The sequence below is a fragment of the Duncaniella muris genome, assembly GCF_003024805.1.
In the GTDB taxonomy this organism is placed as follows: Bacteria; Bacteroidota; Bacteroidia; order Bacteroidales; family Muribaculaceae; genus Duncaniella; species Duncaniella muris.
In genome coordinates this window covers 1-20664 of sequence record NZ_PUEC01000038.1, presented here as the reverse complement: position 1 = coordinate 20664, position 20664 = coordinate 1, and the positions used below count along the sequence as shown (strand labels likewise).

Here is a 20664-nt window from a genome sequence, read left to right as displayed (position 1 = left end):
ATCGGAATCGCCTCCAGAAGTTCCTGAAAACTGCTGAGGGGGCTTGTCAAATACAAAAAGTAAGCCCAACTTCTGCCGTTCAGGAAGTTGGACTCGCCTTTTTATGGTTTAGCGGACAGTAATAATTTTTATTCAAATTGGTTCCAGTATAAAGCCGGGTGCGAAATATGATAATTTATCGCAAATATAACCAAATAGGCTAAAAATAGCAAATTTATTTAGTATTAATCTAATAAATTTGCTATTCTGGGGATGTTTTGATAAAAACACAAACAAGAGGCGGTATGCCGGGGGATCTCTGTGCGTATCAGGAGCGGGTGAGGGTTTTGCGGGCTTTGGCGGCGTCGGCGCGAAGCTGTTCGGTGAGTTTTTCTACTGACGGGAAGCGCTTTTCGTCGCGCAGAAAGCGGATGAATTCTACAGTGACTTCCTCATCATAGAGATAGCCGATGAAGTCAAAGATGTTGGCCTCAATGGATAGACGGCCCGGTGCGTCAGGGTCGGAGACGGTGGGGCGGAAGCCAATGTTGACCATTGCGGGACGGCGCACTCCGTCAGGGGTGGTCACGAAGGCGGCATAGACTCCGGCTTTCGGTATGAGCGAGTCCTTGTCGGTCGGCTCGACGTTGGCTGTGGGAAAGCCTATGGTACGGCCGAGGCTTTGGCCGTGGGTCACTATGCCGCGCAGGCGATATGGCTGGCCGAGAGATTCGGCGGCTTTTTCGGGTTTTCCGCTCAGCAGATGGTGACGGATCACGGAGGAACTTACCGGCGCTCCGACACCACGATATTCAGGTGCGGCGATCACCTCGATGCCTATTTCGGCTCCGAGAGCCTTGTAGACATCGAAAGCATCGGGGCGGTCATGGCCGAAACGGTTGTTGAATCCGAGCACGAGGGTCTCTATGCCGTATGACTGCCTCAGCATGTTGAGAAACTCGCGTGCAGTCTTGCGGCGGAGGCTGTCATTGAAGGTGAGCATTATGACATCGTCGGCTCCGGCCTGGCCGAGCAGACGCAGACGGTCGTCAAGCGGGGTGAGCAGTCCGGGTGCCTCCAGGGGGCGCACAAGCGAGAGCGGATGGCGTGAGAAGGTGATGACGGCCGGGGTGAGACCGCGTGAGGCGGCTTCAAGCCTGAGGTATTCGATAAGAAACTTATGGCCGAGATGTACGCCGTCATACATGCCTACGGCGGCTATGCGGCGGGTAGATCTGTCACTTCCGGTTATGATTCTCATTTCTATGACAATTTACTTAGAGGCTGTTTTTGCGTGGTGAGGAGGCGGGGCGCATCTATCTAACGTCCGGAGCGGGGGTGAGGTTTTCACAGAAGTTGCGCAGGAGGTCGGCGAACTCATCGCCCGGACGTACGAGCACTGCATGGAATCCGAACGAGCGGGCGGCATCGACATTGGCCTGGGAGTCGTCAAAGAAGAGCGTCTCGGAGGGCACGAGGTCGCAGGTGCGCTCGGCGTAGTCGAAGATCTCCTTGCCGGGCTTGCAGCAGCGGGCGTCGTATGAGGTCACTATGCCGTCGAAATAGTCGGCCATCTCGCGGCCTTCCTTGCGGAACTCTTCGGCGATCTTGCTCTCCATCATGATGGGGTTGGTGTTGGAAAGCAGGCAGATACGGTAGTCGCTGCGGAGCGCGCGCAGCGCTTCCAGACGGTCAACTGGAATTCCGATCAGGAATTGGTTGAAGGCATCGTCGATCTGCGCGTCTGTGAGGTCCGGGTTACCGAATAGGGGGCGTATGCGGCGGTGGAACTCATCGGCACCGATCTCGCCTGATTCAAGAGCGAGAAAGTCGCCTTTCTGACCGTAAAGGCCAAGAAAATCATCGGGATCTTTCATGCCGAGCCCTTTGAAAGCATCCACACAGCGGTTGCGGTCAAGATCCATGATCACACCGCCGAGATCAAAAAGCAAATTCTTTATCATCGCAATATTATAAGTTTAGGCAAATTTACGGAATAATCCCCGATTTTTTGTAAATTTGCACCTTATTTTAAACTATACGCGAAGTTGAAGTACTCTTATCACATCATAAAGCGTGGAAACTAAATACATTTTTGTCACCGGCGGCGTGGTTTCGTCGCTTGGCAAGGGAATAATCTCTTCCTCTCTCGCATGTCTGCTGAAGGCACGCGGATTTCGGGTAACTATCCAGAAGTTCGACCCCTACATCAACATCGACCCCGGAACTCTCAACCCCTATGAGCATGGGGAGTGCTACGTGACCGTTGACGGTCATGAGGCCGATCTCGACCTCGGACACTACGAGCGATTCACCAATATCCAGACTACACGCGCCAACAATGTGACCACCGGCCGCATCTACAAGAGTGTGATCGAGAAGGAACGCCGCGGCGACTATCTTGGCAAGACGGTGCAGATCATCCCACATATCACCGATGAGATCAAGCGCAATGTCATGGCTCTGGGCAAGACAGGCGACTTCGACTTTGTCATCACCGAGATAGGCGGTGTGGTAGGTGACATCGAGTCGCTCCCCTTCCTTGAAGCTGTGCGTCAGCTGCGCTGGGAACTCGAAGACAACTGCCTCTGCCTGCATCTCACCTATGTGCCCTATATCAACGCAGCCAAGGAGCTGAAAACCAAGCCGACACAGCATTCGGTGAAGCAGCTGCAGCAGCTCGGCATCCAGCCCGATGTGCTGGTGCTCCGCACCGAGCATGACATTCCGGCAACGATGCGCAAGAAGATTGCCCAGTTCTGCAACGTGGCGCCTGACGCCGTGATCCAGAGCATCGATGCCAAAAGTATCTATGATGTGCCTGTGCTGATGCACGAGCAGCATCTCGACGAGATTGTGATGCGTCTGGTGGACCTCGATCCGCAGGGTCAGCCCGACATGAATCCCTGGAAGGAATTCCTGACCAAGATGCGCACGGCGCAGAAGAAGGTGACAATAGGCCTTGTTGGAAAATACGTGGAGCTTCAGGATGCCTACAAGTCGATCAACGAGGCTCTTTTCCAGGCCGCCACATATGCCGACCATGTTCTTGACCTGCGCTACATCCACTCTGAGCGCGTGACCCCTGAGAATGTCGACAGCCAGCTGCGCGATCTCGACGGTGTGATCATAGCCCCCGGATTCGGCCAGCGAGGCATAGAAGGCAAATTCACGGCGCTGAAATGGTGTCGTGAACACGATGTGCCAACCTTCGGCATCTGCCTTGGCATGCAGTGCATGGTGATCGAGTTCGCCCGCAACGTGCTCGGCCTGAAGGAAGCCAATTCGACCGAGATGCAGCCCCACACGCCCGACAATGTGATCGACCTCATGGAAGAGCAGAAGTCGATCTCCAACATGGGAGGCACCATGCGCCTCGGAGCCTATGACTGCGAACTGCAGCCAGGCTCGCGCGCAGCCAAAGCCTACGGGGCAACAAGAGTCAGCGAGCGCCACCGCCACCGCTTCGAGTTCAACAACGACTTCCGCGCCCGCTTCGAGGCCGCAGGCATGAAGTGTGTGGGAGAGAATCCCGCCACCCATCTCGTAGAAGTTGTCGAGCTTCCGGACCACCGCTGGTTTATCGGCACACAGTATCACCCTGAATATTCCTCAACCGTACTCTCGCCCTCTCCGCTGTTCATGGACTTCGTCAGAAGCGCCATCAGCTATCACGAGGAACGGACCACTGATAAGTAACACACCTCTAAATCAACCGAATGGACAGAAATTCACTAATCGGGCTCCTTCTGATGGGCCTTATCATCTTCGGATTCACCTACATCAACCGCCCCTCTCCCGAAGAGCTGGAGCGCCAACGCATCGAGCGCGAACAGATGGAGGCTCAGGAGGCTGCAAAGGCCTCTGACGCCGGAGCTCTGAAATTTGACTCGATCACCCCGGCTGAGATAGCCGCAATCAAGAGCACCGTGCGCGAGCTCGGAACAACTGACACTGTCAACGGCACCTCGACTCTGCGCGTCGACAAGGTTGACCTGCGTCTCAACGCCGAGGGTCAGCTCGAAGGCACTGTTGACGCCGACGGCCGTCAGGTGGCCGTGGCCGACCTTCTCAGCTCCGAATCGGCCCTTCCGCTGACTGTGGGCGTGCCTGCTGTAAATAATCTGCGCCAAGCGCTTGCTACGGCTGCCCGCTACCGCGGCTTCGCCCGCCATCTTTCAGGCGACAGCACCACAATCAAACTCGAAAACAAGAATCTCAGCCTTGAGATCTCAAACAAAGGCGGCGTGATCTCACGCGCCACTCTCCGCGACTACAACAGCTATGACTCTACCAAGATCGAGCTTCTCTCGCCGGAGACCGACATCTACAACTTCACACTGACCTCGGCCACACAGCGCTTCGAGACCAGCGAGTTTTTCTTCACACCCGTGCAGCTCAGCGACTCTTCGGTGCTGATGAAACTCGAACTCGGCGACGGCGCACGCTGGGGCATCAAATATACCCTGCCGGCCGACGGCTATCTGGTGAACATCGACGTGATCCAGGAAGGAATGCAGAGCATCATCCCCTCGTCAGTGGCCTCGATGGATTTCACCTGGCACCAGAAGATGCGCCGCAATGAGGCCGGCCGTGTGTTCGAGGAACGCAACTCGGCGCTCTACTATATGTTTACCGACGGCGATGTCGACAACCTCAGCGAGGGTTCGGACGATGACGAGGAGATCAACCAGCGCCTGAAATGGATCAGCTGCAAGAACCAGTTCTTCTCGGCCGTGCTCATGGCCCGCACTAATTTCAGCGGCGGCAACCTGAAGAGCACCGTGCTTAAGGATGACCCAGACTTCATCAAGGCCATGCAGTGTGACATGACGGTCGAATACTCAGCCGCCGCAGCCAATCCGGCCTCGTTCGTGATGTATCTCGGCCCGAACTCCTACCCCGTGATGAGCGCGGTGGAAAAAGAGATCTTCCCCGAAGAAAACATGCACCTGACCAAGCTGATACCCCTCGGATGGCCCATCTTCCGCTGGATCAACACACTGATCATCATTCCGGTGTTCACGCTACTGGGCTCCTTTATCTCCAACTACGGCATCATCATCCTGCTGCTGACCATCTTCATCAAGATCATCCTCTTCCCCTTCACCTACAAGAGCATGATCTCACAGGCCCGAATGCGCCTGCTCGCGCCTGAGATCAAGGCCATCAATGACAAGTATCCCGGCAACGAAAACGCCATGAAGCGCCAGCAGGAGACTATGGCTCTCTACTCACGCGCAGGAGCCAATCCGCTCTCAGGCTGTCTGCCCATGCTGCTTCAGATGCCTATCCTCGTGGCCATGTTCTGGTTCTTCCCCTCGGCCATCGAGCTGAGAGGCGAGTCGTTCCTCTGGGCCAAGGATCTCTCGGCCCCTGACGCCATCATCTCGTGGTCGGCCAACATTCCGTTTATCTCAAGCACATTCGGCAACCACATCAGCCTCTTCTGTCTGCTGATGACCGTGGTCAACATCATCTACACCCGCATCAACATGCAGAACCAGGCTTCGTCAGGTATGCCGGGCATGAAGTGGATGATGTATCTGATGCCCGTGATGTTCCTCTTCATCTTCAACAACTATGCCGCCGGCCTGAGCTACTACTACTTCCTGTCGCTGCTGATCACCATCGTGCAGACCTACATCTTCCGCAAGGTTGTCAGCGAAGACAAGATGCGCGCCAAGATGGCCGAGGCCGCCAAGAAGCCTAAAAAGAAATCAGGTTTCATGGCCCGTCTCGAAGAGGCCCAGCGCAAACAGCAGCAGATGCTCCGCGAACAGCAGAAACGCCAGGGCCGCCGCTGATCACCAAGACCCATGAGAGCGGTCAGCCCCTCCGCTGACCTCCCCCATATCCCCATCAAAGCAGCTCCTTCCGACAGCCAGCCCGGCAGTCAGAAGGAGCTGCTTTTCCCACCCCACCCCGCAGAGGGAACCGCAGAGGAGAAACAGTTGTATAAAAAATCTTATATATAAATTTTCTTATATAAGCGCCCCGTAAATAAACGTATAAGGATGCAGGGGAAGGGGGAGGGTTTTTATTTGTTAATTTTTGTATGGGATGGTTAATGCACATTCGGGGGCGGAATATGCAATGTAGGGGCTGTGGTGGGTTCGGAGGTTTGTCGGCGGGAAAATCAGAACAATTTCAAAGTGTTTTAGAGCAATTTTATTGTTAAATTGTGTGCATTTCTTTGGTCGCGTCAGGGGGAGGGGCTACCTTTGCGGGCGATTTCCAAAATTTTTACACAGTGCAGAGAGCTTCCGCAGGCCACGGCTATGACTGCCTGAAGATCACTGAATGCGCTGATCCTGCGGCCGATACGGATGATGGATCGCCACAGCCAGAATCTTTTCTGCAACTATCACCAAATAATTCGATATGAAGAAATTTATTTGTTCGGCTCTTGCCGCAGCCTCAGTGTGTGGCACGGCCTACGCCGAAGGCTATCAGATCAACTCTCTGTCGGCCAAGCAGATCGGTATGGGCCACACGGGTGTGGCTCTCAAACTCGGAGCCGAGAGCATGTTTTTCAATCCCGCCGGTATGGGCTTCATGGACAAGACTCTCGATCTGTCAGGCTCGCTCACCGGAATCATGCCTACCGCCACCGCAACTGTCAACGGCAAGGACTACAAGACCGACAACGGCATCTCGACCCCGATAGGTGTGCATGCCGCATTCTCGATCTACGACAATCTCAAGGCCGGTATCTCGTTCTATACCCCCTACGGCTCGTCGATCAACTGGACCGACAACTGGCCCGGCGCCGTGCTCAACCAGAACGTAAACCTCAAGGTCTTCACCATACAGCCTACCGTAGCCTGGGCCATCACTCCGAAACTCTCGGTTGGTGCCGGAGCCATGATCTCATGGGGCAGCGTGGACCTCAACAAGGGCCTTGTGACCGCCGAGACCACTGACCGCACCATAGCAGCCCTTACAGCACTCGGACAGCTTCCGGCAGGCACTCCCGGTTTCGGATCGACCACTCCGGCGTCAGTCAACCTCAAGGGCCAGGCCGAGATGACAGTGGGCTTCAACGTAGGCGCGATGTATGACATCACCGACGGGCTGACTGTAGGCGCCTCGTTCCGTTCGCGCATGCCGATGAAGGTCAAGGCCGGCGACGCAACGGTGTCATATGCCAACGATCTTTCACAGAACCTCCTCGGCGAAAGCCTCGACCTGCTCAACAAGGCCAATTTCAAAGCCGAGATGCCCTGCCCGTGGGTGTTGGGTCTGGGTGTATCCTACAAGCCCATCGACCGTCTGACACTCGCTTTCGACGCCCGTCTGACCGGATGGCACACCTACCGCCAGCTCGACATCGAGTTTCTCAGCGAACAGCTCGCAGACTATAACCAGCACATCGAGAAGAAATACAAGAACTCGTGGTGCTACTCGCTCGGCGCAGAGTTTGCCGTCACCAACCGCTTTGACGTGCGCGCCGGCCTGATGGTCGACACATCGCCTGTCAACAAGAACTATTACAACCCCGAAACTCCCGGCATGACCAAGGTAGAGCCTACGGTTGGTCTCTCCTTCCGTCCGATCTCCAGCCTGTCAATCGACCTCGGCTTCATGTATGTGGCCGGAATGGGTGTCGACAATGCCAGCTGCGAGTATGCCGACCTGCTCGGAGGCCAGATGATCAAAAAGCTCACAGCAGCCGGACTGCCTCAGCAGCAGATCGAGGCCCTCGGCTTCAAGCCCTCAGGCACTTTCACAGCCGACTATAAGCTCCATGCCTTCATCCCATCGATAGGCGTAAGCTACAGCTTCTAAGAAACTGTTTCTATACATCAGAACGCCATAATCCCGCCGCTTTGTCGCGGGATTATGGCGTTTTTTGGCTCTAATAAGACTCCGGCTTCCTTTTTTCTGATTTTTTTGCTAATTTTGCAAATAATTAGGAGTATGGCCTCTCATGCTCCGAGAGGGTTTTTAAAGTCCATAATCAGCCATTATGAACATCAGGTCAATTTTTGCAGGTATTTTTGTCGGCGTAGCGGGTCTTTCGCAGGCCGCAGTGATCCACGTGCCGGAGCTCACACTCTTCGGAGCACCCTACACCCGCTCCGAAATCTACAACTCCACCATCCATAATCTCAATCCAGATAATCCGGATGACATGCTGCAGCTTCTTGCACCGGCAGCCGAAAGCCCGGAGGTCCAGGACAGCACTGCGGTTGAAGAGATTGTGACCACTCCCCTGCCCGCCTATTATTTCCGTCCGGCAGTGTTCAGCTCATTCCAGTTTCTCGACACCATGAGAGTGAGCAAATCAGCACCGCTGGCCGACAGCCCGCTTGACCCCAATACCTTCGGATGGCTCGTCACCGACCTCTACCACAACGATCTGATACGCCATGCCCGTCAGGCAGTGGTGGTGCGCACTCCGTATCTTGTGCGATATGACGAGGCCTCACTGCCCGAACCTCCCAAAAAGTTCGAAGCCAACGTTGACCCCAAGACAGCCAAGATTGTCATAGCCGAAATAATACCGGAGAAAGCACCTGAGCAGAAACTTGAAGCCCAGTTCTACAAACGCCATTGGCTCAAGACGTTCAACGGATCGGTGCAGTTTTCGCAGGCCTACGTCTCGCCCAACTGGTATCAGGGCGGCAACAAGAACCTCAACATGCTTGTCAATCTTTATTACAACGTCAAGCTCAACCCCGCATTCCACAAAAAATTCCTCTTCGAGACAACATTCCAGTACAAGCTCGGCATGAACGACGCTCCGAACGACTCGCTGCGCAACTATTCGGTGTCGGAAGACCTTTTCCAGTTCAACATGCTCGTAGGCTACAAGGCATCGAAGCGCTGGTATTACTCGACCAACGTCTCCTTCAAGACCCAGTTTCTTAAAAACTACAAGCCAAACACCCACGAACTCAAAGGTGCTTTCATGTCGCCCGGCGAGCTCAACGTCGGTGTCGGTATGACCTACAACTACGCCAACCCCAAGAAGACATTCACCCTCGATGCCTCCATCTCTCCCCTTTCATGGAACATGAAGACCTGTTTCAACAAACACATGAATGAGACGTCATACGGTATTGAGCCGGGCCGACACACGGTGAGCGAATACGGTTCGAGCGCCGAGGGCAAGATGACCTGGCAGATCTGCGACAATATCAGCATGCGTTCGCGTCTGTTTGTCTTCTCGGACTACAGCTATGCCTACGGAGACTGGGAAAACACCTTCATGTTCAACATCAACAGATTCCTGACCACCCAGATATTCATCCACATGCGCTACGACTCATCGACTCCCGACTGTGACGATCCCGACTGGCACAAATTCCAGTTCAAGGAGATACTTTCGTTCGGATTCGCCTATAAGTTCGCTACAATCTGACACTGATCCACACTATCGCCATACCCTATACTCTCCACCACCCCTACTCTCTCCGACCAGTGACTGTAACCTACAACTCCACTTCAGACATCCGCCCGCCGCGACGGTTGCTGCTGACATTGCTGCTGTCAGCATTGTTTCTCTGCGCTCCGGCGGCAAAGAGAATCGAAAAGAGTGTCCTTGAGAACGTGCCCGGACGGTCGCAGGTGGTCAGCGGCTACTCGAAACCCGACAGTGTAGCCGACCGGCTCGCGCAGATGCCACTCCACGCCGTGGAAGGCCTCTGGCGCTTTGCATCGGAAGGATCTCTGATGGCCATAGAGCGCAATAGCGACAGAGCCGCCGGTGAGTATGAGGCCGAGACAACTGTCTACCGGATGGTGATTGTACGCGCAGCCGACATGGCCCTGCGTCCCGGCACCGTAATGGGCTATCTCACCCCCACGGCGAAACGCGGAGTCTATGACGCCCGGATCTACACCTCGCGCCTCGACAACGGAACAACTCTCCACGCTCCGAAAAAATTTACCGTGACTCTTACCGATGACGACAGCCGAATATCAATCAGCGACTACGGATCATCGCTTAGATTCAACTGGTGGCGGCTCCTGCCCTACATGTACCGCTATCTGTTCACGAGGCAGGAGAAAAATCCCGGAGCCATACAGGGTTGTCTGCGGGTGTTTCCCGCTCCGTCCATTCCATCAGAACCACGCTATCTCTGACCGGACGACCGCCTGACCGACAAACACCAGACTTCATGCCACACCACTAATCTGACAATTCATGACCCTGCTACGGACACTACTGATAATGCTGCTGACGCTTCTGCCGGCTCTTCCGCTGAGAGCCGACAAGACTCTGCGCGGAAAACTGCGCACTGCCGCCACAGCCAAGTCAGAGAATGTGCCGCCTGCGGCAGAGACAGCCTTTGACACCATCTGCGCCCCGGCGGCTGACAGAGTCAGGCTTTCAGGCTATGACAAGCCGCTCGGCTCACGGGTGGAAAGTCTCTTTGTCAGCAACAGTCTCGGAACCGGAATAAGCGAGATAGAAATAACCCTCGACTATACCGACATGCAGGGCCGCACCCTCCACCAGGCCGTCCGCAGAGTCAGAGCCGACATACCCTCCGGCACCACCCGCCGGATACAGTTCCCCTCATGGGACACCCAGAATTCATTCTACTATCGCTATTCACGCCGCCCGCGCACAGCCAACGTAACCCCCTACGATGTAAGCTGCAAGGTGAACAGCTGCGTGACCCTGCCGATGACAACAGAAACAGAATAACCACACATATCATAAACTACTTACACGAAATGACCGAACTACTGGCCGAATACCACGTTCTCGGACTCACCATAGGAGTCTGCACATTCCTGATAATCGGAATCTTCCACCCCGTAACCATAAAATGTGAATATCACTTCGGCACACGCTGCTGGTGGTGCTTCCTGCTTCTTGGAATTGTCGGAATAGCCGCCTCGATAGTGGTCAGCGACGTCTTCTGGTCATCGCTTTTAGGAGTTTTCTCATTCTCGTCATTCTGGACCATAGGAGAGATCTTCGAACAGGAAAAACGAGTGGCCCGCGGATGGTTTCCCGCCAACCCGAAACGAAAAACCAAAAGCAAAGACCCGGAATCCATATAAAATTCACGCAAAAACAAGCAAAACGGCATCTGTTTATAAGAATTCTTTTGCGTAAGTAACTCTTCAAAATTAACCGATCTAATATACATTAGATCTCATATGGATAATCTTAATAGAGGCTGTCTAATAAGTTGTTAAACAGCCTCTATGAGTTCTATAAAAGGTCTCAGTTCTTGACTTTCTTCTGGGGGTCACAGGTGAGACCTACGCCGAGTTTCTTGAAAATCTTATGGTCGACCTCGCCAAGCATTACAGTAGAGTGAACCTGACAGCCATAGAGTTCGGGAAGCTTTTCAAGCGCACGGCGGCAGTTTTCGTCATGAGTGCTGAGCACTGAGAGCGCCACCAGAACTTCGTCGGTATGAAGTCGCGGATTGCGGCTGCGCAGATAGTTGATCTTGGTGTTCTGAATAGGCTCGATCATATCCTGAGGAATCAGCTTGACCGAATGGTCAATACCGGCAAGGTGCTTGACGGCGTTGAGTATCAGCGCGGCACTCGGACCGAGCAGGGCACTGGTCTCGGCTGTGATGATAGTGCCGTCGGCAAGCTCGATGGCCGAACATGGAACACCGCTGCGCTCGGCCCGCTCTTTGGCGGCTTTGATAGGACGGCGGTATGAGGTGTCGATCTTAGCCTGCTTGAAGAGAAGCGCGATCTTGTTGACCTCACCCTCGTTTGATTCGCCCTGGGCGAAGCGGTTGAGAGCTGTGTAGTAGCGGCGGATGATCTCGTTTTTCGAGGCATCGCAGCAGACTTCGTCGTCATTGATGCAGAAACCTACCATGTTGACACCCATGTCGGTGGGCGACTTGTAGGGATTCTTGCCGTAGATTCCCTCGAAGAGAGAGTTAAGCACGGGGAAGATCTCGATGTCGCGGTTATAATTGATCGCCGTCTTTCCGTAGGCTTCAAGATGGAAGGGGTCGATCATGTTGACGTCATTTAGGTCGGCTGTGGCAGCCTCGTAGGCTATGTTGACGGGATGTTTCAGGGGGAGGCTCCACACGGGGAATGTCTCGAATTTGGCATATCCGGCCTCGATGCCACGCTTGTGTTCATTGTAGAGCTGGCTGAGACAGACTGCCATCTTGCCGCTGCCGGGACCGGGGGCGGTGACGATGACGAGCGGACGCGAGGTCTCCACATAATCGTTGCGTCCGAAGCCCTCCTCGGAGTCAATGAGGTCGACATTGGTTGGATAGCCGTCGATTATATAGTGGTAATAGGTGGGGATGCCCATGCGCTCAAGCTTCTGACGGAAAGATTCGGCGCTGCTCTGGCCGTTGTAGTGGGTGACAACCACTGAGCCGACAAGGAATCCGCGGTTCTGGAACTCCCTGCGCAGACGCAGTACGTCCATGTCATAGGTGATTCCAAGGTCGTTGCGCACCTTGTTTTTCTCGATGTCGAGCGCGCTGATGACTATCACTATCTCGGCATGGTCACTCAGCTGGCTGAGCATTCTGAGCTTGCTGTCGGGCTGAAAACCGGGCAAGACTCGGCTTGCATGGTGGTCGTCAAAGAGTTTGCCTCCGAGTTCGAGGTAAAGCTTATTGCCGAACTGAGCTATGCGCTCCTTGATGTGTTCGGACTGAATTTTGAGATATTTCTCGTTGTCAAAACCGTATTTCATAACGGATTACAAAATTAGTCATTTCCAGCCATCCGAGCAAAAATCGGCGCGAAAATCTGCAAAAATTTCTTAAGTATGCCTCAATGTATGCCTCGTCAGTCTATTGCGGCGCCTACCTGTTCGGCTATCTGTGTCATGCCCTTGACTGTGGGATGGCCGGCCATTTTGTCGATGTCAGACAGGCTGACGGTCTTGACTCCGTGACGGCCGCAGAGGGTCAGAATCGACTCAGTCACTTCGGGACGCAGTTCGGAATTGACTATAAAATAGATCTCGGTGCCGGGATAGTAGTCCTTCATGATGCGAAGCATGCGGTCAAGAGCGGGACGGAGAGTATAATAGTCAGGCTTCTTGCCTTCAGGAGTCTCATATTCCCCTACTTCCACTCCGGCCCATGAATCATTTGTGCCTCCGAAAATAAGAATCACGTCAGGCGAGCCGAGAGTTTTGGCACGGGTCAGAAACGAACGGTCGGTGTAGTCCTTGCCGTCATATCCGCGGTTGCAGATAGTGGCTCCGGAATAAGAATTGTTTGTCACCAACCTCCAGCCTTTCTCGCGTATGAGCTGCTGCCACCAGGTCTGCTTCACGTCAGTCACATCAGTTTGCTCAAGCTTGGGCTTGGAGTAATACCACACAAGATTGGTGTCTGGCGACATATGGCCCTGGAATGTGGAATAGGAATCGCCGAGGATCGAAACCCCTGTACGCGGACTGACAGCACCGGCGGCAAGCGCTACGACAAAAAAAACAAGGAAGAGTAACTTTTTCATTCTTATAATTATAAATAGGTTTTTTAAAACTGTTTAAGCCTCGTTTATTCCAGAGCTCTCCTACCCCCGGTCACACAGAAAAGCGGGCTGACACCTGAGGGCAGGAAGTGGCATTCTGATATAAAACGTCGTGCCGGAGGCCTATATTGCTCTCTGCTTTCACTTTTTACACCCTCGTAATTTTGTATTAAATGGAATTTATGCTATCTTTGTGCGTTAATTTCGGGCATTGTATCTGAAATCTGTTCTAACCACACGCTTAAATCAAAAATCATCTAAACATATCTAATGGCAACTTTAGAAAAAATCCGTAGCAAGTCAGCTCTCTTGCTCATCATCGTTGGAGCCGGTCTGCTGGCTTTTATCATCGGTGACTTCTTTACTTCGGGCCGCACACTCTTCGGCACCGGAACTACCATTGCAAAAGTCGACGGCAACAAGATTGACATTCAGGAATTCCAGCGCCGTGTGCAGGAAGCCTCACAGCAGGCTCAGGCTCAGAACCAGCGCATGGACAACGCCGTGCTCCAGCAGCAGGTGCTCAATTCCATGATCGCCGAAAAACTTTTCGAGAATGAAATCAATGATCTCAGTCTGACCGTGACCGACCAGGAACTCACAGAAATGATGGTCGGCAAGAATTCACAGTATGTAGACCGCATGGTGCAGCAGCAGCTCGGTGTGCCCGACGCAAAGACCGCCCATGACATGGCCTTCAACCCGACCAAATACGGCATGCAGCAGGCTCAGGCCCAGCAGCTCCAGGCTTATTGGCTCGACCTCGAAAAATCTGTGGAGCGCATGATCCTCCAGCAGAAGTTTCAGAACCTTTTCGCAGGAACCCTCGTGGCCAATGAACTTGACGCCAAGGCTCTCTATGACGACAACGCCTCAACTTCTCACGTGGTCTACGCCAAGCAGGATTACTCGACCCTCAAGGACGAGGACTTCGAAGCCAGCGAAAGCGACATCAATGCTCTCTACAACGACGAGAAAGCCCGCTATGCCATTGATGAGCCCAGCCGCCTGGCCAACTATATAGCAGTCAGCATCGTGCCCTCTGAAGCCGACATCCTCGCCGGTCAGAAGAAAGTTGAAGATGCTTTGGTGGCCCTCAACTCAAACGCAGAAATGCAGGGTCTGGCCGACATGCCCGAATTCGTGGTTGACCGCCGCAAGATCTCCCAGACCGACCTCGACAAGCAGGCCCGCCTGAAAAGCGCAGTCGATTCTCTCTCTGTAGGCAAGGCAGTGCTCGTCAGCAAGACCGGCAACGACTATCTGCTCGCCAAGCTCCTCGGCAAAGAAATGGAAGTAGCCGATGTCAAGATCGACTTCCTCGCAGTGCAGGGTTCAAAATCGCAGGTTGACTCTCTCGTAGGTCTCCTCAACTCAGGCGTCTCGCTTGACAGCGTAGCCTCATCGCCCCTCGTGGCCCAGTCACAGAAAGACATGGAGATCTCTCTGCTTGACGCAAACTACGCTCCGATGAAAGAACTCATCGCCGACCGCGCCACCGGTGTCTACTTCACCCCTGACACCCTCGCAGAAGGCGGCCGCATCTTCCGCGTGAACGAACGCAAAGCTCCCGTGGCTGTCTACGACCTCGCAAGCGTGACCTTCACCACCGAACCGTCAAACGCTACTGTCAACGATCTCGACGCTGCTCTCCGCAAATATGTTGAAGAAAACAAGACTGCCAAAGACTTCGTGGAACACGCTCAGGAAGCAGGCTACACCACCTTCCCCGCCACCGTTACTGCATCTTCGCCCATGATCGGCAACCTCAATGACTCACACAACGCTGTGGCATGGGTAATGGATGCCAAGAAAGGCCAGGTATCGCCAGTGTTCGGCGATATCCAGACCGGACGCTTCCTCGCCGTGGCTCTTGACGACATCTATGACGGCGGCTATGTTCCCGTACGCGACAAGCAGGTTCACGCAATCCTCGCTTCACGTGCCATCAACAACAAGAAAGCAGCTAAACTCATCGCCGACTATGAAGGCAAGGCCAAAGACATCGCCGGCTACGCTCAGCTCATGAAGACCTCGGTCGACACTACTACCGTAAACTTCGGTCAGTATATGATCCCCGGCCTCGGCATGAACGAAAGCGTTGTCATGGGTAAGATCGCCAACGCTCAGAAGGGCGCTCTCGTAGGTCCTCTTCAGGGCAACAATGCAGTAATAGTAATGCAGGTTACAGAAATCGACAATGCAGGCCGTCCCTTCGACCTCGACGAAAACACCATCCGCTACAACCAGCAGCGCGGTGCCGCCCGTATGATCAACACTCTTGACCGCATCCTCATCGGTAACAAGAAAGTGACCAACAACATCAACGCCTTCTATAAATAAGAAGCTGTCGATTATCAGATAAAAAAGTATCGTGGTTTGTGTCGGATCTGACACAAACCACGATACTTTTTTAGTATTCGGCAAAAGATACTCACGGTGCTATCCAGAACCGTAAAACAGTGCCCTACCGGACACCGGTTTACCATCACTCCGAACTGGGATCGCGGGAATTGCTGTAGCCGAAATTTCCATTAAAATCTCGGAAAAACAAAATATTCGAAAACATATCTCTCCGAGCGAACTCACGGCTTTCAGAATAATTTCGGGGTCTACCCTATTGTGAGGCCGAGATCGTCAATGAAACCACGGAGGGCCGGGATGTTTTCAACCATGTGGTTGAGCACTTCACGCTCGTTCCAGGTGTGGGGCGAGGCCGCACCCTGGTTTATCTCTACGGTCAGAGAGAAGTGATCGTTGGAAAGATCGTTGCGCACAGCCTGCAGGAGCGCCGGAAAAGCCTGCTCCACAGTCTGACGCTGCATTTCGTTCTCCACCATTATCTTATAGGTGTGGCCCTCCTGAGGCGCCGGAAACGACGCACGCATGGTATTGATCAGAATGTGTTCCGTCGGGTGAGCCTGCATGAAATTCTGCCAGGCCTTGTTGAGCTGCTCGCGGGTATAAGGTTCGTTGCGCTGCGGTGCTGTCATCCCGATGCCCGGTTGCGCCGAAGCAGACTGCGAGGCATCCTTGGAATGATTTATAGAAAATGTTCCGGCCGGTCGCATCAGAGGTCTCTTCAATGGAACAGCCTGACGCGCAGGAGCCGCCTTGTAACCGGCTGAGGGAGCAGAGACTATGGGAGTCGGTGTGGCCGGACTCTGATAAGCAGGCTGATGCTGCGTCATGGACCTTGCCGCAGGAGCCGGCTGCATTGACGGAGCTGCTTGAGGCTGCGACGGTGCGGCAGGCATGGCCTGTGGCATGGATGCAGGCTGCACTCCCCCACTCTGTGGCGAAGGTGCGGGCTGCGATGATACAGGATTTGCAGCCGGTGACTGGCTCCGATCAGAGGCGCCTGACGAGATTTTCTGTAACCGCCCCTCACCCTGGGCGCCGTTATTGTGGGAGGGGCTTAGCAATTGGCATATCTTGGCAAGAGTCAGTTCTATCAGGAACTGCTTGTTAGAGGCCGTCCGGTAATTCAGATCCGCTTCATTGCAGAGATTCATGGCCCGATAGATGAAGTCAGGCGAACACTTGGCAGCCGTAGCGGCCATAGCCTTGCGGGCTTCATCGTCGGCTTCAAGGAGAACTATTGTTGACGGATCACGCGCCACCATGAGATCGCGCATATAGTCTGCCAGTCCGTTTATGAAGAAGTGCGAATCAAAACCGCGGTCACGGATCTCTTTGTAGATCATCCATGTCTCCAGCACTTTTCCTTCGAGGAAACAGTCGAGAAGGCGGTTATAGTAATTGTAATCAAGCACGTTGAGATTGTCGATGGCGCTCTGATAGGTGATGTTGCCTCTTGACGATGCCGCCACCTGGTCAAAGATCGAAAGCGCGTCGCGCATGGCGCCGTCGGCCTTGCGGGCTATGATGTTGAGAGCCGCCGGATCAGCTGTCATGCCCTCTTTCGAGGCCACATATGAGAGATGGTCGATCATGTCGCGCACGGTTATACGCTTGAAATCGTAGATCTGGCAGCGCGAGAGTATGGTAGGGATAATCTTGTGTTTCTCAGTGGTGGCGAGGATGAAAATCACATATGACGGCGGCTCTTCAAGGGTCTTCAGAAAGGCATTAAATGCCGCGGGCGACAGCATGTGGACCTCATCGACTATAAACACGCGGTAAGATCCCTGCGAAGGCGGTATCTGCACCTGCTCCACAAGCTGGCGGATGTCATCGACACCGTTGTTTGAAGCGGCGTCAAGCTCTATGATATTGAGCGAATTGCCGTCGTTGAACGCACGGCAGCTATCACACTCGTTGCATGCCTCTCCGTCAGGTGAAGGATTGGCACAGTTGATTGTCTTGGCGAAAATTCGGGCGCAGGAGGTCTTGCCGACACCACGCGAGCCGCAGAAAAGATAGCTGTGGGCCAAACGGTGAGTGGCTATAGCATTCTTCAGAGTGGCAGTGAGCGCCTGCTGCCCCACCACGCTGTCAAACGTGGCCGGACGATACTTCCTGGCTGAAACTATATAGTTTTCCATATTCTACAAATTTACACACTATTCTCCGTTTTTCCAAGCCTGCGACTGACATTTCACCTTCGGTCCGGTGCAGATGACAAGCAGCTCCGGCCATGCAGAATGACCGGAGCTGCGAAAAATGATCGGTTTATATATTTCCTATATAATATTAAGGTGTGGACCGTGACGGAGTGACTGTCAGGGAATGAGATCCTGAACCACTTATTTCACCGGGCGCGGGGCTTCGTTGGCCTTTTCCGACGGGCGGCGCTTGGCCAGATTGTCAGAGAAGGCTTTCAGATCTATCGAACCGTTCTTGATAGTTGAACGCATTGTGCGGCGGTTGGCGGCATCGCTGAAAGATCCTTTTGCGCGCCAGATCAGGTCTGCCACAAGATTGGCTTTCTCATTGGTGCAGCGTCCGGTCACGGCATAGTAAGGATTGTTGACCACTGCGTCAATATCACCTTCGCCGATGGCCTGGAACAGCGATTTTCCCATATCGCTCTGAATCTTGGCCAGATCCCAGACCGTATTCGAGTTGAGATAGTCAACATCTGCCTGCTCTTCGGGGCTCAGAGCCACCGGAGCCTGAGCAACTGTCTGATCCGAATTGGCATCGGCCGCAAACTCTTCGGCAGGAGTCGGATCGTCAGACGAGCCTGTGTATTGCGGCAGGAGCCATGCAAGAGCTACCACCGCCACTATCACTGCGAGACCTCCCCAAAGGAAAGCTGCGCGGCGATACCAGGGTCTGAGTTCTGCTGAATCGTCGTCATCGTCATCATCATAGTCGAAATCAGGTTTAGAACCCGTATCTGCAACCTCTTTATCAGCTTCGCGACGGCCTTCGGCCACGGGGAGACTGGCGTCAATCGGGCGACGTTCGGGCCTGGCCTCATCAGAAACATTCTCGAATTTCGGAGCCTTGTGGGCTGGTTCGGTAGCAGATTCTCCACGTGCCGACTCGAAATTTGGAGCCACCGGGCGACTGGTGATTCGGACATCCACATTATAGACCTCGCTGTCATCCTGGGTCACAAGTCGGTGAGCACGGAATCCGTGAAAATTCCCTGAGTGCAGGCGGTTATATTCAGGAGTATTTTTTTCAATGGAGATCTGCTGCTCGAACACCCGTCCGTCGCCGAAATCCAGACGCAGGGTAACTCCCTGCTCTATAGGCTGCATGACAAGTTCAAGTTCCTCTGTCACCAGCATCTCGGCCGAGGGTTTCTTAAGTTTGAGAGTGCGGTAATTGTTTGACTGCACGGTGATCTCCACCTCTGTGTCGGGCTGCAGGTCCTTTTCGAAAAGCTCGATAAAAGGGTCCATCGTATTGACGGGCCGGCCGTTGAGGGTAATAGTATAGCCGTTGAGAGCCACCCCCTTGGCAGAAAGCACTTTGACGGGTATGCGGCGTTCGAAACGTATGCCGGTCTGTGAGGCCGAGCGCACGGCAATTGTTGAGCCTTCATACTTTGTATAGGCCGAAGGAGTGCCAACTATCACTGTCTCCACATGGGTGTTGAAACCTTCCTTGCTGAAAGAAAGTTCCAGACGGTCACCGTCATAGACCTGCAGGCTCGATGCAGTCACCCCTTCCGGACACACCACCGAATAGAGTTTGCGTATGGGAGCGGTGATGCGAGGCATCTTCACGCCCGGACGCAGCGAAGTAGTGGCCGAAACCACAATGATGCAGCGGTATCCTTCATAGCCCGGCTGGCAGGGAAATGAGAAGATAGACTCCAGTTCCTGCTGCGAGATATATGTGCGGTAAGCAGCTTCAGCTGGCTTTTCGTCATCAGCCGGAGCCTTGTAGCGCCAGGCCTCAAGCTTCAGAGGCTCCGCAGGCACCGAAGCCTGGGCAAAGGCCTCTTCAACAGCAGAGTCAGTGAGATTTTCATCCTCGATAAGAGCCTTTTTCAGATTGATGAACGAGTTCATCAGCTGACGGCCTGTCAGTGAACAGCCATCGCTGACAAGGATGGATATCATCATGTAGCCGCGCTCAGGGCTCAGAGCGTTGCGTGTGATAAGCGAAAAATAATGTCCGCGCGGCGTTGACTGAAGTATGTAACATTCGTTGGCGTTGAGAAAGCGCTTGACGGCGGCTCCGGGTTCGACGAGAGTTGAATTCCAGCGCGGGTCAAAGTCACCTTCTTCTTCAGAGGGATATGAATAGAGAGTGCGTGTCACTCCCTGGACCTCACCCCTGAGAGCTACGTGAAGATATGAATATTCGGGCATAATCCTGTGTGGGTTATCTATAGAGTGTAATTAGCTGCAAAAGTACTAAAAATCTCTATCCCCACCAAAATAGCTTCAAAATTCAAAACGCCCCGGCACGGCTCTTTCATTTAAGATTTCGTCTCATTCTCGACAAATGTGTTATTTTATAGCGAGAGCAGTACGGGCGGAGAGGCTTTAACCTCTGATTTTCAAGAAAATAAGTGCAATGAAAATTTGGCCAAGTGGCAGATTTTTAGTAACTTTATAGGTGATAATCAAAGAGTTACGCCAAAAATGAAGCCACTTGACCAAGTCTGTTCGACTGACGCCTATGCGCCTGATCATACTGCAAAAGTACACAATAAATTTGACACAAGGCGCAGTATTATGGAAGAACTTCGAGCGTTTGCCTCATCCGTGCCGGATTTCCGTAGATTGGACAAAGGCAATTTCCGTCACAGCCTCAACGATATCATCATGCTGATGATACTCGGACGTATGGCCGGATGCATCG

General features: G+C 53.6%; 15 protein-coding genes. 8 read left to right on the top strand and 7 right to left on the bottom strand.

Features of this window, described 5'->3' with window-relative positions; genetic code table 11:
• Positions 1–307 precede the first annotated feature (307 nt).
• Together ribF and C5O23_RS12475 are read right to left on the bottom strand one after the other, a co-directional pair.
• The gene (gene ribF, locus C5O23_RS12480; protein ID WP_107033260.1) at positions 308–1240 is read right to left on the bottom strand and encodes a riboflavin biosynthesis protein RibF; all 933 of its coding nucleotides are present in this window, start codon (positions 1238–1240) and stop codon (positions 308–310) included.
• Between the two features lie 55 nt (positions 1241–1295).
• A complete protein-coding gene (locus C5O23_RS12475; protein ID WP_107033259.1) occupies positions 1296–1943 on the bottom strand; it encodes an HAD family hydrolase in 648 nt (215 codons plus the stop codon).
• Positions 1944–2055: 112 nt separating this feature from the next.
• On the opposite strand from C5O23_RS12475, the gene C5O23_RS12470 reads away from it, so the two are divergent.
• Both C5O23_RS12470 and yidC read left to right on the top strand, forming a co-directional pair.
• On the top strand, positions 2056–3678 hold the full coding sequence (locus tag C5O23_RS12470; RefSeq protein WP_107033258.1) for a CTP synthase: 1623 nt from the start codon (positions 2056–2058) through the stop codon (positions 3676–3678).
• A gap of 20 nt (positions 3679–3698) precedes the next feature.
• Complete coding sequence (gene yidC / locus C5O23_RS12465; protein WP_107033257.1) at positions 3699–5786, top strand: membrane protein insertase YidC; 2088 nt, start codon at positions 3699–3701, stop codon at positions 5784–5786.
• Positions 5787–6184: 398 nt separating this feature from the next.
• On the opposite strand, the gene C5O23_RS14345 is transcribed toward yidC, so the two are convergent.
• On the bottom strand, positions 6185–6343 hold the full coding sequence (locus C5O23_RS14345) for a hypothetical protein (RefSeq protein WP_161553608.1): 159 nt from the start codon (positions 6341–6343) through the stop codon (positions 6185–6187).
• Between the two features lie 20 nt (positions 6344–6363).
• On the opposite strand from C5O23_RS14345, the gene C5O23_RS12460 reads away from it, so the two are divergent.
• The 5 genes from C5O23_RS12460 to C5O23_RS12440 all read left to right on the top strand — a co-directional run bounded on the left by C5O23_RS12460 (position 6364) and on the right by C5O23_RS12440 (position 11004).
• On the top strand, positions 6364–7770 hold the full coding sequence (locus C5O23_RS12460) for an OmpP1/FadL family transporter (RefSeq protein ID WP_107033256.1): 1407 nt from the start codon (positions 6364–6366) through the stop codon (positions 7768–7770).
• A 181-nt stretch (positions 7771–7951) separates the two neighbouring features.
• A complete protein-coding gene (locus C5O23_RS12455; RefSeq protein WP_107033255.1) occupies positions 7952–9349 on the top strand; it encodes a DUF3078 domain-containing protein in 1398 nt (465 codons plus the stop codon).
• 59 nt (positions 9350–9408) lie between these two features.
• Positions 9409–10074, top strand: a complete 666-nt coding sequence (locus C5O23_RS12450) for a hypothetical protein (protein ID WP_133166568.1) — start codon at positions 9409–9411, stop codon at positions 10072–10074.
• Between the two features lie 61 nt (positions 10075–10135).
• Positions 10136–10642 (top strand): hypothetical protein, encoded by a 507-nt coding sequence (locus C5O23_RS12445; RefSeq protein WP_133166567.1) that lies wholly within the window; start codon positions 10136–10138, stop codon positions 10640–10642.
• Between the two features lie 29 nt (positions 10643–10671).
• Positions 10672–11004 carry a DUF4491 family protein gene (locus C5O23_RS12440; RefSeq protein ID WP_107033252.1) on the top strand — a complete coding sequence of 111 codons (333 nt, stop codon included), beginning with the start codon at positions 10672–10674 and terminating at the stop codon, positions 11002–11004.
• Between the two features lie 166 nt (positions 11005–11170).
• Here C5O23_RS12440 and C5O23_RS12435 read toward each other — a convergent pair whose 3' ends face one another.
• Positions 11171–12640, bottom strand: a complete 1470-nt coding sequence (locus C5O23_RS12435) for a DUF1846 domain-containing protein (protein ID WP_107033251.1) — start codon at positions 12638–12640, stop codon at positions 11171–11173.
• A 95-nt stretch (positions 12641–12735) separates the two neighbouring features.
• Positions 12736–13413, bottom strand: a complete 678-nt coding sequence (locus C5O23_RS12430) for an SGNH/GDSL hydrolase family protein (protein ID WP_107033250.1) — start codon at positions 13411–13413, stop codon at positions 12736–12738.
• A 288-nt stretch (positions 13414–13701) separates the two neighbouring features.
• On the opposite strand from C5O23_RS12430, the gene C5O23_RS12425 reads away from it, so the two are divergent.
• Positions 13702–15774 carry a SurA N-terminal domain-containing protein gene (locus C5O23_RS12425; protein WP_107033249.1) on the top strand — a complete coding sequence of 691 codons (2073 nt, stop codon included), beginning with the start codon at positions 13702–13704 and terminating at the stop codon, positions 15772–15774.
• A gap of 269 nt (positions 15775–16043) precedes the next feature.
• Here C5O23_RS12425 and C5O23_RS12420 read toward each other — a convergent pair whose 3' ends face one another.
• Both C5O23_RS12420 and C5O23_RS12415 read right to left on the bottom strand, forming a co-directional pair.
• Positions 16044–17939, bottom strand: a complete 1896-nt coding sequence (locus tag C5O23_RS12420) for a DNA polymerase III subunit gamma/tau (protein ID WP_107033248.1) — start codon at positions 17937–17939, stop codon at positions 16044–16046.
• A 201-nt stretch (positions 17940–18140) separates the two neighbouring features.
• Positions 18141–20168, bottom strand: a complete 2028-nt coding sequence (locus tag C5O23_RS12415) for a hypothetical protein (protein WP_107033247.1) — start codon at positions 20166–20168, stop codon at positions 18141–18143.
• Between the last annotated feature and the right edge of the window lie 496 nt (positions 20169–20664).

Excerpts from the sequence above, each read along its gene's own strand:
- C5O23_RS12430 (WP_107033250.1), bottom strand. The coding sequence starts at position 13,413 with ATGAAAAAGTTACTCTTCCTTGTTTTTTTTGTCGTAGCGCTTGCCGCC.
- C5O23_RS12435 (WP_107033251.1), bottom strand. The coding sequence starts at position 12,640 with ATGAAATACGGTTTTGACAACGAGAAATATCTCAAAATTCAGTCCGAA.
- C5O23_RS12460 (WP_107033256.1), top strand. The coding sequence starts at position 6,364 with ATGAAGAAATTTATTTGTTCGGCTCTTGCCGCAGCCTCAGTGTGTGGC.
- C5O23_RS12475 (WP_107033259.1), bottom strand. The coding sequence starts at position 1,943 with ATGATAAAGAATTTGCTTTTTGATCTCGGCGGTGTGATCATGGATCTT.
- C5O23_RS12455 (WP_107033255.1), top strand. The coding sequence starts at position 7,952 with ATGAACATCAGGTCAATTTTTGCAGGTATTTTTGTCGGCGTAGCGGGT.
- yidC (WP_107033257.1), top strand. The coding sequence starts at position 3,699 with ATGGACAGAAATTCACTAATCGGGCTCCTTCTGATGGGCCTTATCATC.
- C5O23_RS12420 (WP_107033248.1), bottom strand. The coding sequence starts at position 17,939 with ATGGAAAACTATATAGTTTCAGCCAGGAAGTATCGTCCGGCCACGTTT.
- C5O23_RS12440 (WP_107033252.1), top strand. The coding sequence starts at position 10,672 with ATGACCGAACTACTGGCCGAATACCACGTTCTCGGACTCACCATAGGA.
- C5O23_RS12425 (WP_107033249.1), top strand. The coding sequence starts at position 13,702 with ATGGCAACTTTAGAAAAAATCCGTAGCAAGTCAGCTCTCTTGCTCATC.
- ribF (WP_107033260.1), bottom strand. The coding sequence starts at position 1,240 with ATGAGAATCATAACCGGAAGTGACAGATCTACCCGCCGCATAGCCGCC.
- C5O23_RS12415 (WP_107033247.1), bottom strand. The coding sequence starts at position 20,168 with ATGCCCGAATATTCATATCTTCACGTAGCTCTCAGGGGTGAGGTCCAG.
- C5O23_RS12445 (WP_133166567.1), top strand. The coding sequence starts at position 10,136 with ATGACCCTGCTACGGACACTACTGATAATGCTGCTGACGCTTCTGCCG.